This is a genomic window from Faecalibacterium sp. I4-3-84 (assembly GCF_023347255.1).
GTDB lineage: Bacteria > Bacillota > Clostridia > Oscillospirales > Ruminococcaceae > Faecalibacterium > Faecalibacterium taiwanense.
In genome coordinates this window covers 1,120,360-1,134,430 of record NZ_CP094466.1, presented here as the reverse complement: position 1 = coordinate 1,134,430, position 14,071 = coordinate 1,120,360, and the positions used below count along the sequence as shown (strand labels likewise).

The following is a 14,071-nucleotide window of genomic DNA, read 5'->3' as shown; positions in this document are numbered from 1 at the left end:
GGTGATGGTGATGCTGTGCAGACAGAAGGATACGGATGCCGCCCGGCGCAAAAAAACGGGCAGGCCTATCTTCCGCACCATTTTTAGCGCCATGATGCTGGTGATGCAGGTAGAGGTGGTGCTGCTGGCAGTCAGCATTACCATTACCAATGTGGACGGCAGGCTGAACCAGAACGCCAAGGACATGCTCAACATGCAGGTGCGCAACCGCGTCAGCTACGTGCAGGACCTGATGCAGGATGCACAGAACCTGACCGATCTGTCGGAGCACATCAACAATACCGTTCTTGCCATGCAGGAAGAAGGCCAGCTCGATCTGGCCGAACTGAACACGAGCCGTGAGAAGAGCGACGCACTGCTCACGGCCATTGCGCCGGAGTTGGTGAGCACCCTGCGAGCAAAACCGGTCAGTGGCATCTTTGTGGTACTGAACACCGTGAATCTGTACAACCTTGATGTGGGCTGCGGCCTGCCCGGCATCTACCTGCGGGATCTGGACCCGGATGCCCGCCCTTCGGGGGACAACGCCGATCTGATGATCGAGCGCGGCAGCTCGGCGGTGGTCAAAAAGCTGAGCATCACCACCGATAAAAGCTGGCAGCCCACCTTGCGCTACTACGGCCTGAAGGGCAACGGCTTTTTCAAGACTCCCTTCCAGACCGCGTGGGAGGACGGCGCAAGGCTGAACGCCGAGGATTACGGCCGCTGGACCACCAGTGTCTATAAGATAGGCGACGACAGCCGCACCGCCATTGCCTACTCCCAGCCGCTGATCCTGCCGGACGGCACGATCTACGGTGTGGTGGGTGTGGAGCTTCTTACCAGTTACCTGCAGACAAAGCTGCCTTACAGTGAACTGCAGGACGGCAATACCGGCACCTACTTCTTAGTCTCCACCACTGCTGATGAGAAAGATACCTCCTTTATCGTCAGCAAGGCGGTCACTTCCAGCGAGGACGTGACCGCTTTGGAAGCACCGGCCGGCATGATGAACTGCGAACTCCGGGCGGACGAGTGCTGGCTGACGCTACGGAATAAAGACTATTATGCCGTGGCCCTGCCCATTACCCTGTACAGCCGCAACGCGCCGTTTTCCAATGAGCGCTGGCTGCTGATCGGCACCGTGAACAGCAAGGTGCTGTTTGCCTTTGCAGACAATGTGCGCAGCGTGATCGCCATTGCCATTGCGTTTACGCTGGTGCTGGGCGCGCTGGGCAGTCTGGTCGTTGCCCGCAATCTGGCCCATCCGGTGGAGCTGCTGTATCACGAAGTGGTGGACGGGCAGGAGAAAAAGCAGTTCCCGCAGCTGTCCCATACCAACATCCGGGAGCTGGACCGTCTGGCCGATGCACTGACCAGCTTGAACAGCGAGCTGCTGAACAACTCCACAAAGTTTTTGCGCATCATGGACATGGCCAGTGTGGAGCTGGGCGGCTATGAGCTGCGGTTCGACACTGGCAGTGTGTATGTTACCGATAACTTTTTTGCGCTGCTGGGTGCCCCCCAGCCCAAGGATTGCTTCCTGAGTGTGCGCCGCTTTGAGGAAAAGCTGAGCCACATCCAACTTTCCCATCCCTGCACCACTACGGCAGAGGGGGACAAGATGCTCACCATCCGCAAGGAGGGCGAGACCCGCTACATCATGCTGCGCGTCACCAACGACCAGACCACGCAGGTGGGTCTGGCTGAGGACGTTACCGCCGCCACGCTGGAGCGCATGCGTATTGAGCACGAACGCGATTACGATATCCTGACCGGCCTGTATAACCGTCAGGCCTTCCACCGCGTGAGCGAAGAGCTGTTCCGCAATCCGCACCAGCTGGGCGTTGCAGCTCTGCTGATGATGGATCTGGACAACCTCAAGCACATCAACGATACCTACGGCCACGACTGGGGCGACCAGTACATCCACCGCACGGGTCGCTGCCTTGCTGAGAACACGCCCAATGGCACTGTGGTGTCCCGCCTTTCCGGCGATGAGTTCGTGCTGCTGTTCTACGGCTATTCCAGTCAGGATCAGATCCGTGAGAAGATCCGCACCCTGAGCAGCGCTATGCAGAAGAGCGTTGCCATCCTGCCCAGCGGCAATGAGCTGCGTATCAGCATTTCCGGCGGTGTGGCATGGTACCCGGCCAGCGGCACCGATATGGACACCCTGAAAAAGTATGCCGACTTTGCCCTCTATCAGGTCAAGCGCACCAACAAGGGACATCTGGAAGAGTTCAGCATGGAGATCTACCAGCAGGAAGCACAGGCCGCACAGCTGAGACGCGACTTCCAGCAGCTGCTTACCGAGGAGCGGGTGTACTATGTATTCCAGCCCATCTTCTCGGCCCGCACCGGCAAGGTGATGGCCTACGAAGCCCTGATGCGCTCCGATAGGGAAGCGCTGCGCTCGCCCGCTACCATCATGAAGCTGGCGCGGGAGCAGGGCGCACTGTGCGAGATCGAGCGGCTGACCTTCTTCAAGTCGCTGGAGACCTTCGACCACCTGCGCAGCGAGGGCCTTGTGCGCAGGGACACGATGCTGTTCATCAACTCCATTGCAAGCGTCTGCCTGCCCAGAGAGGACAGCGAGTATATGGAAAGCCGCTGGCATGAGCTGTGCCGCCAGATGGTCATTGAGATCACCGAGGAAGAGGAGATCGACCACGAAGCACTGGAGACCAAGCGCCATGCGCCGGGCTTCTCCGGCATGTTCGCGCTGGACGATTACGGCAGCGGCTTTGCCAACGAGAACAGCCTGCTGGAGCTTTCGCCCCGGTTCATCAAGGTGGATATCGCCATCATCCGCGGCATCGATACCGACCTGGACAAGCAGCAGATCGTGCAGAACATCGTGGCCTATGCCCACCCGCGCAGTATGCAGATCATTGCCGAGGGCGTGGAGACCGCCGCCGAACTGCGCAAGGTCATAGAGCTGGGCGCGGATGCGCTGCAGGGCTACTTCCTTGCAAAGCCTGCCGCCGTACCGGCCCAAATGGCACCTGCCGCCCGCAAAATCATTGCCGAGTACAGCTCTGTATCCGACAGCGGCTGAATACGAACATAAAAAGTCCCGCAGAAATGCGGGGCTTTTGCATCTGCCACTAGCGTATTGCAGTTTGCTGCGGTATACTGGAATCGGGCAAACAACAGCACAGGGGGTGCTTTTTTATTATGGTACAGGTAGACCTTATCACCGGCTTTCTGGGTGCAGGCAAAACCACCTTTCTGCGTCGGTATGTCCGGTATCTGGTGGCACAGGGCCACAACGTCTGCATTCTGGAAAACGACTTCGGAGCGGTGAACGTGGATGCCATGCTGGTGCAGGACCTTCTTGGCCCGAACTGCGACCTTGAGACCATCAGCGGCGGATGCGACTGCGACACCCACCAGCGCCGGATGCGCACCAAGCTCATTGCCATGGCCATGCGCGGGTTTGACCGGGTGGTGGTGGAACCCAGCGGCATCTTTGATGTGGACGAGTTTTTTGATGTGCTGCGGGACGACCCGCTGGACCGCTGGTATCACATCGGCAATGTGATCGCCATAGTGGATGCCATGCTGCCGGAAACGCTTTCGCCGCAGGCTGAGTACGTGCTGGCATCCGAGACGGCCAACGCGGGCCGGGTGCTGGTCAGCCGTACCCAGCTGGCCGGGCAGCAGCAGACCGCTGCCGCCGTGGCCCACCTGACCCGTGCGCTGGAGGACTGCAAGTGCTCCCGCTGCTTTGCGCCGGAAGAGATCATCACCAAGGACTGGGCACGGCTTACCGATGCCGACCTTGCCGTCATTGCGGCCTGCGGCTGCAGGCAGGCCAGCTGCGAAAAGCTGCATTTTGACGAGCACGAAGCCTTCAGCTCTCTGTGCTTTCTGGAGCAGCACCTGACGCTGCAGCAGCTGCAGGCCGCTGCCGACCATCTGTTTGCGGATGCCGCCTGCGGCCATGTGCTGCGGGTGAAGGGCTTTGCACCGGACCCGCAGGGCACCACCGGCTGGCTGGAGCTGAACGCCACCGCTGCCGGCAGAACACTGGAACCCATCCCGCAGGGGCAGGATGTGCTCATCGTCATTGGCGAAGGACTGGACAGGGCAAGGATCGAAACGCAGCTTCACCGCTGAGCTTTCAACGAACGTTGTAAAACTGATGCAAAAAAAGGAGAACAGAATCATGAAAAAGAACCCGCAGATGCCCTCGGTGCGGCGCATCCTCGGCATGGTGGTCGGTATTGTGATCATCGGGCTGGGCATTGCACTGTTCAAGCAGTCTCACCTTGGCAACGACTCCATCAGCGCACTGAATATGCGTCTGGCCGAGATGCTGGGCATCTCGCTGGGCGTGCAGAACCTGTGCACGAACATCCTGTTCTTTGCACTGCAGTTCTGGTTCGGGCGCAAGTACATCGGCCTTGGCACCTTTGTCAACGGCATTGGCGTCGGGTTCATTGTCACGGCCTTCTACGACCCCATTGCAGCCCACTTTGGCCCGGCCGAGGCGCTGGGCCTGCCGGTGCAGCTGCTGTGGGTGGCGCTGGCGGTGCCGGTCACGGCGCTGGGGGCTTCGCTGTACCAGACGGCAGATCTGGGCATCGCCCCGTACGATTACCTCTCGCTGGGCCTGCGGGACTACACCCCGGTGCCGTACTTCGGCTGCCGCGTGTTCACCGATGCACTGTGTGCGCTGCTGTGCTGGCTGCTGGGCGGCCTTGTGGGCATCGGTACGCTGATCTGTGCCTTCTGCCTGGGACCCTTCATCCAGTTCTTCAACGGGCTGGTGTCGGAGCGGGTGCTGCACTACAAGCCGGGCGGCCAGTAAGATCGGGAAATCAAAAAGGCGTGCACCTCCTTTGCGGAAGTGCACGCCTTTTGCTGTGCAGAAATCAGAACTTGAACAGCGGAGTGCCGGCCAGCACATCGCCCTCGGCCAGCATCTTCAGCTCGCCCATGTCATCACCGTTGGTCACGATGATGGCCGTTGCGGTGGGATGGCCTGCAGCCTTGATGGCATCCAGATCCACTTTCAGCAGCGGGGTGCCGGCCTTGACCTTGTCGCCCACCTTGACCAGTGCCTTGAAGCCCTTGCCGTTCATCTCCACGGTGTCCATGCCAACATGGATCAGGATCTCCATGCCGTCCTCGCTGGTCAGGCCCACAGCGTGCAGGGTGGAAGCTACCTGTTCCACGGTGCCGTCAAACGGAGCATACACGGTCTTGCCGGTGGGCTCGATGCCGCAGCCGGGGCCAAGGATGCCCTGTGCAAAGGTCTCGTCGGGGATGTCGGCCTGTGCCAGCACCTTGCCGCGGATGGGGGTCAGAACGGTCTTGCTCTGACCAAAGAATTTGGCGGTCTCTTCCTGCTCGGCCTTGCCGCCGAACAGCTTATCAAAAAATCCCATGTAAAATACCTTCTTTCTAATCACTTTACAGGAAGCGGCGGCGCAGTGCAACCGGCCGTCTCCGAACCCAATGTGGTATACCCAAAAGATACCACATTGTGAAAGAAATTGCAATTGGTATCCCGCATAAAACCGCCAAAAATCTTTGGCAGCATCACATCAGGTCGATCAGCTGCTCGATCTCCTCCATGCGGGTGGCCCAGCTGGTGGCAATGCGCATCACGGTGTGGGTGTCGTCGTACTTCTCCCAGAAGCCGAACTTTGCCAGTGGCTCCAGCGCTTCCAGCTGGCTGTTTTCCAGAATGGGGAACACCTGATTGGTGGGCGACTCCATATAGAAGCGGTAGCCCTTGGCAGCAAGGCCCTCCTTCAGACGGTCGGCGGTCTCGATGGCGTTCCGGCTGATGCGGGTGTACAGATCATCGGTGAACAGCACATCGAACTGCAGGCCCATCAGACGGCCCTTGGCAAGCAGCGCGCCCTGCTGCTTGACCATAGTCATAAAGTGGGCCGGTGCGCCGTGGGGGAACACCACGGCCTCGCCGCACAGCGCGCCCACCTTGGTGCCGCCGATGTAGAACACATCGGTCAGGCGGGCGATATCCTGCAGGGTAACATCGGTGCCCTTGGCCATCAGACCGTAGCCCAGGCGTGCGCCGTCCATGAACAGGGGCATGTGGTACTCCTGACACACAGCGTGCAGCTCTTCCAGCTCAGCCTTGGTGTACAGGGTGCCGTACTCCGACGGGTGAGAGATATATACCATGCCGGGGAACACCATGTGGTCGTGGTTGGCATCGGCATAGAAGGTGGCGCACCAGTCGCGCACATCGGCGGCGCTCACCTTGCCCTCGTGGGCGGGCAGGGCGATGACCTTGTGGCCGGTATACTCAATGGCACCGGCTTCGTGTGCAGCCACATGGCCGGTGACAGCAGCCATCACGCCCTGCCAGCGCTGCAGCATGGACGCAATGACGATGGCGTTGGTCTGGGTGCCGCCGGAGATGAAGGTCACGTCTGCATCCGGGCAGCCGCAGGCAGCGCAAATCTTTGCTTTGGCGCTGGCGCAGTAGGGGTCGGTGCCATAGCCGGGCACCTTTTCAAAGTTGGTCTCGGCCAGCTTTTGCAGGATGGCAGGGTGTGCACCCTCACAGTAGTCGTTCTCGAAATACAGCATATCGTTACTCCTGATCCAGTGAGATAAAGTGTTGATAAGGCTATTCTACTACGGGGGAGAGGGAGTGTCAAATCACGTCCCTCTTTACGGCAAAGGATTTTTACTGTATCTTTAGTTTTTCTATGGTATAATGCGGGAAACGGAATATATTATTTGGGAAGGGGAATGTGCATGAAAAAACAGACGCTTGTGCGGGATGCCACCGTAATGCTGCTGGCTCTGTTCGCCGCCTATGCCATGGTGATGCTTACACAGGCCGTTATGGGCCGCATTGAGGGCGTGGCAATGCTTATCTTTATGCTGGCAGTATTCGTTACCTCTATGTATACAGAAGGTTATGCGTGGGGCGTGGCGGCTTCGCTCATCAGCGTGCTGGCTGTGAACTTTGCCTTCCTCTCACCGTATTTCGCCTTCAACTTTACCCTGTCGGAAAACCTGTTCTCCGGCCTTGTGATGCTGGTGGTGTCCATCATGACCAGCACCCTCACCACCCGCATCAAAAAGCAGGAACAGCTGCGTATGGAAAGCGAGAAGGAGAAGATGCGTGCAAACCTTCTGCGCGCGGTTTCTCACGATCTGCGCACCCCGCTCACCTCCATCTACGGTGCCTGCTCCACTGTGATCGAAAATTATGACTCGCTGGATAAGGAAAAGACCATTAAACTGCTTGGCGAAGCCTGCAGCGATGCCCAGTGGCTGACCCGCATGGTGGAGAATCTGCTTTCCGTCACCCGCATCGACAGCGAGAAGGTGACGGTGCAAAAGACCCCCACTGTGCTGGACGAACTGCTGGATACGGTACTGGTCAAGTTCCGCAAGCGCTACCCGGAGATCCCGGTGGAGCTGGAAACGCCGGATGCCTTTATCGTGATCCCCATGGATTCCATGCTCATCCAGCAGGTGCTGATGAACCTGCTGGAAAATGCCGCTCTGCACGCCGAGGGCATGACAAAACTGACCTTGAAGGTGTTCACGGTGGGCAATCGTGCGGTGTTCGAGGTGACGGACAATGGCTGCGGCATCCCCAGAGAACGGCTGAAAACGCTGTTCTCCGGCACCGACCCGGATGTACCGGCAGACAGCCGCAAGCACGGCATGGGCATCGGCCTTTCGGTGTGTGCGGCCATCATCAAGGCGCACGGCGGCGAGATCAAGGCCGAGAGCCGTCTGGGTGAGGGAACGACCATCCGCTTCTGGCTGGAGACCGAAGAAATTGAAATGGAGGATGCAGAAGATGAGCAATAACAAATTCAAGGTCCTGATCGTAGAGGATGAGGCAAATATCTGCAGTTTTATCGAAACGCTGCTCACCACCAACGATTATCAGGCGCTGGTGGCTCATACCTGTACCATGGGCCTGACCCTGTTCGCCTCCCACAACCCGGATCTGGTCATTCTGGATCTGGGCCTGCCGGACCGGGACGGGCTGGAATTCATCCGCACCGTGCGGCAGAAGTATATGACCCCCATCGTGGTGCTCTCGGCCCGCACCGACGAGATGGATAAGATCGAAGCGCTGGATCTGGGTGCCAATGATTACATCACCAAGCCCTTCAGCACCGGCGAACTTCTGGCCCGCGTGCGCGCTGCCCTGCGGCTGAACCGCTACAGTGCCATGCACGGCGGCAATGCCCCGGCGGGTGAGTTCCGCGCACAGGGAATGCGCATCAACTATGACCGCCGTAAGGTGTTCGTGGACGAGCAGGAGATCAAGCTGACCCAGACCGAATACAACATCGTGGCGTTCCTTTCCCAGCACGCGGGCCGCGTGATGACCTATGCGGCCATCGTCAAGGCCATCTGGGGTGATACCGACATCGGCAGCACCAAAAAGCTGCAGGTGAACATGGCCAATATCCGCAAAAAGCTGGGCAGCCGTCCGGGCAGCAATGCCTATATCCTCAATGAGCTGGGCGTGGGCTACCGCATGATCGACGAGGATGCCCGCAGCGGGGAGATCAACGAATGATACTTGCACTGATCCTGTTTGCTGTTACCTATGTATTGATGCTGCGGCTGCAGCAGTACCGCCCGTGGGTGGCACTGTGCAGTGCGGTGCTCTTTATTGTGCTGGGCGAGGCGGGGGTCTACGAGTTTTCACTCCGCGCCGCGCTGCAGGCCGTGGATTATAATGTGCTGCTCATGATGGCGGGCACCATGGGTACGGTGGCACTGTTCATCGAGAGCAAAATGCCTGCCCGCCTGGCGGAAATGCTGATCGTCCGTGTGCCGGATGTCAAGTGGGCGGTGTGTATGCTGGCGCTGTTCGCCGGTGTCATCAGTGCTTTTGTGGACAATGTGGCCACGGTGCTCATGGTGGCACCGGTGGGCCTTGCCATTGCCCGCAAGCTGAAGATCTCGCCGGTGCCGGTGCTCATTGCCATTGCGGTGTCTTCCAACCTGCAGGGCGCGGCCACGCTGGTGGGCGACACCACCAGCATCCTGCTGGGCAGCTTTGCCGACATGAATTTCTTCGATTTCTTCTGGATGCGGGGCCGTCCGGGCATCTTCTGGGGCGTAGAGCTGGGCGCACTTGCTTCGCTGGCAGTGCTGCTGTGGCTGTTCCGCCGCGAGACCCAGCCTATCGCCGCAAAGGTGGAGACTGAGGTGGAGGACGATGTGCCCGCCGCTCTGATGCTGCTTACGGTGGGTCTGCTCATTGCGGCATCCTTCCTGCCGGAGCCTGCAGCCGGGCCGCTGCACACGGTGTACGAGCTGCGCAGCGGTCTTGTGTGCATGGGGCTGTGCCTGTTTGGCGTGGCGCGCGCCTGCCTGCGGGCAGGGTCGGCAAAGCCGCTGGCGCATGTGCTGGGCGAGCTGGACTGCGACACCCTGCTGCTGTTGTTTGGCTTGTTCATCGTGATCGCGGGCATCCACGCGGCGGGTGTTATCGACGCAGCAGCCCGGCTGTTCCATGCCGTGGCAGGGGAAAGCCCCTTCCGGCTGTTCACCCTGCTGGTGGTGGTGTCGGTGGTGCTTTCGGCCTTCATCGATAACATCCCTTACGTGGCCGCCATGCTGCCGGTGGTGCAAAGCATCGCCGCCCTGATGAACGATGGCGTGGGCGTGGAACCCTATGTGTTTTACTTCGGCCTGCTCACCGGTGCAACGTTGGGCGGCAACCTGACCCCCATCGGTGCTTCGGCCAATATCGCGGCCATTGGCATTCTGCGCAAAAACGGCGAGACCGTCACCACCCGCGACTTCCTGCGCATCGGCGTGCCCTTTACGCTGGCCGCCGTGCTGGCAGGCTATGCGTACCTGTGGCTGGTGTGGGGCAAAGTCTGATCTGCTGGCCTCCGGCACGGCTGCCTGCTGAAGAAAAAACAAAGAAACTCCGACCCTCTGCACCGCCGGAAAATCGGCCTGCAGAGGGCTTTTTTCGCGAAAGTATGACGTTTTGCAGTGAGGGAAAAGTTTTTTCGAAAAAATGCTTGACAATTCTGCCATATCTGGTATAATAACTATCGTTCCGAGCAACACAGCTCACGAACAAAACAGAATATGCGGATATGGCGGAATTGGCAGACGCGTTAGATTCAGGTTCTAATCGGGGCAACTCGGTGGAGGTTCAAGTCCTCTTATCCGCACCATGACGAATGTTCTTACAGCATTTAGCTGTCAAAGAACATTCGTCATTTTTTTATTTGCTAAATAGCGACATCACAGGGGGCGTAGTTCACAACTACGCCTTTTCTTGTATTCACCGACACATCAGGTGTCGGCAAAGGAAGTGCGCTTGGAATCTCGATGGTGCCCACGCAGTTGTAGTGAATGCGGAGCCGCTGCTCCCATACACCGTTGACCTTTTCTGCATTGAACACTTCGATTTTTTCCACCAGTTCATTCAGCATCCGGGGTGTCAGCTTTTTTGCTCTGGTGTACTTGCGAACCAGACTGATAAACATATCCGTTGTCATGGTGCGGCTGCTCTGCTTTTCGATTTCGGAGCGGAGCTGTTTGATTTTCTCGGTCAGCTCCTTTTGCTCGTCCTCATATCTCCGGGACATTCTGGAAAAGCGTTCATCAGAGATTTTGCCGGAAACGTTGTCCTCATAGATGCGCTCAAAGAGGCCGTCCAGTTCTTCATCACGGGCAAGGAGAGCTTTCAACTCTTTCTCTTTCAGCTTGCGGTCGGCTTCGTCCGCCTGCTGGGAGTGCCCGATAACAGCTTTCAGAAAGTCGTCCTCGTAGAGGCTGGCAAACTTGGTCAGCCGCCGAATCTCGCCCAGCACCACTTCTTCCAGAAAGTCTACCCGGATGTAGTGGGTGGATTGACAGGTACCACGGTTGCCCTTGTAGTTGGAGCAGTTGAAATACTTGATTTCCGGGTTGCCCTGATTGAAGTGGAAGTGCAGATTGCAGCCGCAGTCTGCGCAGACAAGCAGGCCGGAGAACATATTGTGTTCTCCGTTGCTGGTACGGCGTTTGCGCATCTTTCCACGCTTCTGCTGTACCTGTTCAAACACGGCACGTTCAATAATGGGTTCGTGAACATTTTGGAACACTACCCAATTTTCCGGGTCGTTATGAATCCGCTTCTTATTCTTGTAGGACTTGGAGTAGGTTTTGAAGTTCAGAACATCACCACAATACTCCTGCTGGTACAGAAGATGGGTAATCGTGGAACCATTCCACTTGGTGGCGGGGCGCATCTTGGTCTTTCCGGGACGGCCGATGCCTTTCTGAATCCAGTAGGCCTGCGGCGTCAGGATGCCTTCCTTTTCAAACTGGGTGGCAATCTGTTCCGTGCCAAAGCCCTCCAACGTCATATCAAAAATGCGCCGGACAACTTGTGCAGCTTCTTCATCAATGACCCAGTACTTGGGGTTGTTCGGGTCCTTGATATACCCATAGGGAGGAAGTCCCATCGGTTCGCCGGAGTTGCCTTTGATTTTATTACTGATACGGCGTTTCTTGCTGATGTCACGGGCATACCACTCATTGAACAGGTTTCGGATGGGTGCCAGTTCGTTTTCTCCCTCGGCCGTGTCGATGTTGTCCGAAACGGCAACAAGTCGGATGTCATGGTCTGGGAAAAATTCTTCTGTCAGCCGCCCGACCTCGATATAGTTTCGGCCCAGACGGGAAAGGTCTTTGACGAACACAGCAGAGGCTTTTCCTTGTTCAAGCTGCTGCATCATTTCAACGAAACCGGGACGGTTCATGGTCACGCCGGAAATGCCATCATCCAGAAAGTGAACCAGATTGGTATAGCCTTTTTCCTTTGCAACTTTGGTGAGCAGTTTCTTTTGGTTGCCGATGCTGTAACTCTCGCCCTCCAAATTATCATCACGGGAAAGACGCTCATAGAGAAAAGCGGTTGCTTCACGGGATTTCTTGTTACTCGACTGTTTCATACTCGCTCCTTTCTTGGGACAGTCGAATAGCAAATTCACTTGTACACCTATATTATAACACAATCCGCTTTCTCTGTCCGCTGCCTCCCGAAAGGTCATTATAATTTTTCGCTTTCGGATTTCATCAGCCGGAGAAGAACTTCTCCTAAGGTCTGGGAACTTTCTTCTTTGAACACCGGCTCAACGATAAAGGAGCGATTGCCAATACGATAAGTCGAATCCAGAGTAAGCATCTCTGGATTTTTTGTTTTTTCAGGGTTTGTCTTTTTCGCTTGCATCGTAAAAATCCCCTTTCTTAAAATCAAAAAATGAGCCAACGGACGGCTGCTGGCAGCAGCCCACGGGAATCTCACCCCTGCATTCCTCATGCAGCCCTACTCATTGCCTGCGACGCTCTGAACGCTCGGACTTTGACGGTAAGGGAGTATCAGCCTGCCTGTATGTCATGGCCCGCAAGCAGCCGCGCTTGCATTGCGGCGTGGTGGTGATCGCTCCACTTTTCAGAGAAAAGCATCGTGGCGCACCAACCGTCCGGCTCGATACAGACAGCAACGTATCCGTTTGCTCTATGATGCACCGCCATTGTCCTGCGGGCTTTCTTTGTCAAAGAACTAGAAAAGGCACCGTATGGAAAGGGGAACAGCACACGATGCCTACGTTGAATCAGGTCAAGTCAAAATCAAGGATAGCAATTATCAGTTTTGCTTCCAGACGATTGCGCAGTTCTTCATCAACTTGCAGACGAGGATAGCCGTCAGAGCCATAGCTCGTCCGAGTTGACAGTGCAGCAATGTAGCTAGAATAATGCCGGACTACCCGGCTCACTGCTTCGGCGTCTCCTGCAACAGCGGCAGCGATTATCGGGTAAGGAAGCAGCGATGCCCGTGTGTGCGCAGATTTAGTCATCCGCTTCACCTCCCATCAGCTTTTTCAGCAGCCGATAGGCTTTATACCTGCGAGTATTGACCGTTCTTCTGGCCATGCCCATGCACTTTGCTATCTGTTCGTCTGTCATCCATAGAAACCAGTGCATCATAAAAATTTCCCGGTCTTTTGGTGACAGCCGTAGAAGTGCTGTGGCCAATCGGTCGTTCTCGATTAGCACAACAGCATTTCCCACGGGAAAAGCCGTATACTCCCATGAGTAACGATCGTAAACTGCAAGCTGGGCCACATCTGCCTCGGACAGTTCTTCCAAAGATGCAAAACGTTTTTGATGACGGCTGATCTGCCGATAGCCGTTACATGCCTCGCATTTCAACACCTTTTTGCAGTAGCTGTCAAAGGCGTGCTGCTTGTGTTCGTAGTAGCGGTTTGGTTTCAAGTTTTCACCTCCCCTCGTGCTGGGAGGCAGCTCTTTTCTTCCCCTTTCGCTCACTACTCGTTCACCAACGGGTTCATTTGGCTGATTTTTAAGATTGGTATGAAAATTTTTCCTGCCGTTCATAGAATTGTTCCTTTCGTTCTGTTCGGGTTTATAGGCCGGAGCAAAACGAGGCGGAGAACGGCATCCGATACCCAATCGTAGGTTGTCAAAATGCGGGGCTTTATCGGATGTGAATTGAAGTATATAAAAAGCGAGCCACAACTCACTTCTATGAGTATGGCTCGCCCCTACGTTATTTGAATATTTTTTTAATTGGTGTTAGGGCTTTTCGAGTGGGCGGTAAGCCCCATTTTATTTTGAACTCCTTTATTTTGATACTCTTATCCATATAGCTCTTTGCTTCAAATTATGAGCTATAACTCACATAATGTGAGTTGCATGGCTATTTATATGAGCGATAGCACACCCTACAATGAGGTAGAGGTGATGTATAGTGAACAATCCTCTTGACTTGTTTGCATGGAAAGTGCGGTCAGAACGCAAGCGACAGCATTTGACACAGAGAAAATTGGCTGAACGGCTCAATATGAACGCCCGTACAATCATAGATTTGGAAACCTGCCAGAGTAACCCCAAATTTGAAACGGTGGCTCTTGTCGCCAAAGAGTTAAATATCAGCGTGGATGCTGCCATTTTTCCAGACATGGTAAATCAGACGGTTTCAAAAACAGTTGTAGACTTCTTTGCCGGGAAAAGTGAGGCGGAAATTGAAAAATATATTGCGCTTTGCAAACAGGCGGAAGCATTTCAAAAAGACGAATAACGCGGC

Annotated in this window: 13 protein-coding genes and 1 tRNA gene; 8 read left to right on the top strand and 6 right to left on the bottom strand. The window is 56.2% G+C overall.

The genetic code is table 11. The annotated features are described in order from the left end of the window. The first annotated feature begins 10 nt into the window (after nt 1–10). From MTP41_RS05620 to MTP41_RS05610, 3 genes are all read left to right on the top strand, one after another. The gene (locus tag MTP41_RS05620) at nt 11–3,040 is read left to right on the top strand and encodes an EAL domain-containing protein (RefSeq protein WP_249236389.1); all 3,030 of its coding nucleotides are present in this window, start codon (nt 11–13) and stop codon (nt 3,038–3,040) included. Nucleotides 3,041–3,159: 119 nt separating this feature from the next. Continuing rightward, nucleotides 3,160–4,104: a GTP-binding protein gene (locus MTP41_RS05615; RefSeq protein ID WP_249236388.1), complete on the top strand. Its 945-nt coding sequence runs from the start codon at nt 3,160–3,162 to the stop codon at nt 4,102–4,104. A gap of 49 nt (nt 4,105–4,153) precedes the next feature. Continuing rightward, nucleotides 4,154–4,798 carry a YczE/YyaS/YitT family protein gene (locus MTP41_RS05610; RefSeq protein WP_249236387.1) on the top strand — a complete coding sequence of 215 codons (645 nt, stop codon included), beginning with the start codon at nt 4,154–4,156 and terminating at the stop codon, nt 4,796–4,798. A 64-nt stretch (nt 4,799–4,862) separates the two neighbouring features. Here MTP41_RS05610 and MTP41_RS05605 read toward each other — a convergent pair whose 3' ends face one another. Together MTP41_RS05605 and MTP41_RS05600 are read right to left on the bottom strand one after the other, a co-directional pair. Beyond that, complete coding sequence (locus tag MTP41_RS05605; RefSeq protein ID WP_249236386.1) at nt 4,863–5,378, bottom strand: PTS sugar transporter subunit IIA; 516 nt, start codon at nt 5,376–5,378, stop codon at nt 4,863–4,865. Between the two features lie 154 nt (nt 5,379–5,532). Beyond that, nucleotides 5,533–6,555 (bottom strand): threonine aldolase family protein, encoded by a 1,023-nt coding sequence (locus tag MTP41_RS05600; protein ID WP_097777279.1) that lies wholly within the window; start codon nt 6,553–6,555, stop codon nt 5,533–5,535. 171 nt (nt 6,556–6,726) lie between these two features. Here MTP41_RS05600 and MTP41_RS05595 point away from each other — a divergent pair, with 171 nt between their 5' ends. From MTP41_RS05595 to MTP41_RS05580, 4 genes are all read left to right on the top strand, one after another. After that, on the top strand, nt 6,727–7,800 hold the full coding sequence (locus MTP41_RS05595) for a sensor histidine kinase (protein WP_097777280.1): 1,074 nt from the start codon (nt 6,727–6,729) through the stop codon (nt 7,798–7,800). Continuing rightward, entirely contained in the window at nt 7,790–8,524 is a 735-nt protein-coding gene (locus MTP41_RS05590) for a response regulator transcription factor (protein WP_044954127.1), read from the top strand. The genes MTP41_RS05595 and MTP41_RS05590 overlap by 11 nt, the downstream gene beginning before the upstream one ends. Next, nucleotides 8,521–9,843 carry an SLC13 family permease gene (locus MTP41_RS05585; RefSeq protein ID WP_097777281.1) on the top strand — a complete coding sequence of 441 codons (1,323 nt, stop codon included), beginning with the start codon at nt 8,521–8,523 and terminating at the stop codon, nt 9,841–9,843. Before MTP41_RS05590 ends, MTP41_RS05585 begins: the two co-directional genes overlap by 4 nt. Before the next feature lie 218 nt (nt 9,844–10,061). Then, nucleotides 10,062–10,148: transfer RNA gene (locus MTP41_RS05580), tRNA-Leu, on the top strand. 57 nt (nt 10,149–10,205) lie between these two features. Here the strand turns inward: MTP41_RS05580 and MTP41_RS05575 are convergent. The 4 genes from MTP41_RS05575 to MTP41_RS05560 all read right to left on the bottom strand — a co-directional run bounded on the left by MTP41_RS05575 (nt 10,206) and on the right by MTP41_RS05560 (nt 13,362). Then, nucleotides 10,206–11,915, bottom strand: a complete 1,710-nt coding sequence (locus MTP41_RS05575; protein WP_044960212.1) for a recombinase family protein — start codon at nt 11,913–11,915, stop codon at nt 10,206–10,208. Between the two features lie 98 nt (nt 11,916–12,013). Continuing rightward, nucleotides 12,014–12,283, bottom strand: coding sequence for a hypothetical protein (locus tag MTP41_RS05570; RefSeq protein ID WP_005922837.1), 270 nt, complete (start codon nt 12,281–12,283; stop codon nt 12,014–12,016). Between the two features lie 295 nt (nt 12,284–12,578). Next, on the bottom strand, nt 12,579–12,821 hold the full coding sequence (locus tag MTP41_RS05565) for a helix-turn-helix domain-containing protein (protein ID WP_020990051.1): 243 nt from the start codon (nt 12,819–12,821) through the stop codon (nt 12,579–12,581). Beyond that, the gene (locus MTP41_RS05560) at nt 12,814–13,362 is read right to left on the bottom strand and encodes a sigma-70 family RNA polymerase sigma factor (protein ID WP_005922843.1); all 549 of its coding nucleotides are present in this window, start codon (nt 13,360–13,362) and stop codon (nt 12,814–12,816) included. Before MTP41_RS05560 ends, MTP41_RS05565 begins: the two co-directional genes overlap by 8 nt. Nucleotides 13,363–13,735: 373 nt before the next feature. On the opposite strand from MTP41_RS05560, the gene MTP41_RS05555 reads away from it, so the two are divergent. After that, a complete protein-coding gene (locus MTP41_RS05555; protein ID WP_020990050.1) occupies nt 13,736–14,065 on the top strand; it encodes a helix-turn-helix domain-containing protein in 330 nt (109 codons plus the stop codon). Nucleotides 14,066–14,071 lie beyond the last annotated feature (6 nt).

Excerpts from the sequence above, each read along its gene's own strand:
- MTP41_RS05605 (WP_249236386.1), bottom strand. The coding sequence starts at position 5,378 with ATGGGATTTTTTGATAAGCTGTTCGGCGGCAAGGCCGAGCAGGAAGAG.
- MTP41_RS05590 (WP_044954127.1), top strand. The coding sequence starts at position 7,790 with ATGAGCAATAACAAATTCAAGGTCCTGATCGTAGAGGATGAGGCAAAT.
- MTP41_RS05560 (WP_005922843.1), bottom strand. The coding sequence starts at position 13,362 with ATGAACGGCAGGAAAAATTTTCATACCAATCTTAAAAATCAGCCAAAT.
- MTP41_RS05600 (WP_097777279.1), bottom strand. The coding sequence starts at position 6,555 with ATGCTGTATTTCGAGAACGACTACTGTGAGGGTGCACACCCTGCCATC.
- MTP41_RS05615 (WP_249236388.1), top strand. The coding sequence starts at position 3,160 with ATGGTACAGGTAGACCTTATCACCGGCTTTCTGGGTGCAGGCAAAACC.
- MTP41_RS05585 (WP_097777281.1), top strand. The coding sequence starts at position 8,521 with ATGATACTTGCACTGATCCTGTTTGCTGTTACCTATGTATTGATGCTG.
- MTP41_RS05620 (WP_249236389.1), top strand. The coding sequence starts at position 11 with ATGCTGTGCAGACAGAAGGATACGGATGCCGCCCGGCGCAAAAAAACG.
- MTP41_RS05570 (WP_005922837.1), bottom strand. The coding sequence starts at position 12,283 with ATGAGGAATGCAGGGGTGAGATTCCCGTGGGCTGCTGCCAGCAGCCGT.
- MTP41_RS05610 (WP_249236387.1), top strand. The coding sequence starts at position 4,154 with ATGAAAAAGAACCCGCAGATGCCCTCGGTGCGGCGCATCCTCGGCATG.
- MTP41_RS05565 (WP_020990051.1), bottom strand. The coding sequence starts at position 12,821 with ATGACTAAATCTGCGCACACACGGGCATCGCTGCTTCCTTACCCGATA.
- MTP41_RS05595 (WP_097777280.1), top strand. The coding sequence starts at position 6,727 with ATGAAAAAACAGACGCTTGTGCGGGATGCCACCGTAATGCTGCTGGCT.
- MTP41_RS05575 (WP_044960212.1), bottom strand. The coding sequence starts at position 11,915 with ATGAAACAGTCGAGTAACAAGAAATCCCGTGAAGCAACCGCTTTTCTC.